General features: G+C 72.2%; 1 protein-coding gene. It reads left to right on the top strand.

All coding sequences use genetic code 11. The annotated features are described in order from the left end of the window. Positions 1 to 62: 62 nt before the first annotated feature. Positions 63 to 544, top strand: a 482-nt coding sequence (locus tag IH00_RS38640; RefSeq protein WP_234335131.1) for a polyketide synthase dehydratase domain-containing protein, incomplete at its 3' end; no start/stop codon positions are given.

Genomic DNA, 544 nt, shown 5'->3' with positions numbered 1-544 from the left:
AGGAGGCGGCGGCGGTGTCGTCGTGGGCTCCGGTGGAGTGGCCGCCTGCGGGTGGTGTGGAGATGTCCGGTGACGCGCTGTACGCGGGGATGGCGGAGCTCGGGTTCGACTACGGGCCGGTGTTCCAGGGCGTGCGGACCGCATGGCGTGTGGACGACGTGGTGTTCGCGGAGGTGGCGCTGCCGGGTGACACCGGTGGTGAAGGGTTCGGTATCCACCCGGCGCTGTTCGACGCCTCGCTGCATGGGGCGTTCGCGGAGAAGGGCTCCGGTGGTGGGGCGACGATCCTGCCGTTCTCGTGGTCGAAGGTGAGCGGGGGCCGGTCGGGTCTGTCCCGGGTCCGGGTGCGCATCTCTTCGGGTGGTGACGCGGCGCTGCGGGTGGACGTGGTGTCCGAGCAGGGTGAGCCGGTGCTGAGCCTGGGCCGGCTGGACATGCGTCCGGTCGACCCGGCCCAGCTGGAGCGGCTGCGCCGTGGCGGGCAGCAGTCCGTCTATCAGCTGGACTGGGCTCCGGTGACGGTCGGCGCGAGCCGGTCCGCCGA

Origin of the sequence: Streptomyces sp. NRRL S-118 (genome assembly GCF_000716335.1) — a bacterium.
GTDB lineage: Bacteria > Actinomycetota > Actinomycetes > Streptomycetales > Streptomycetaceae > Streptomyces.
Note: the sequence above shows the minus strand (reverse complement) of the source record. Positions and strands in the feature narration are given on the sequence as shown.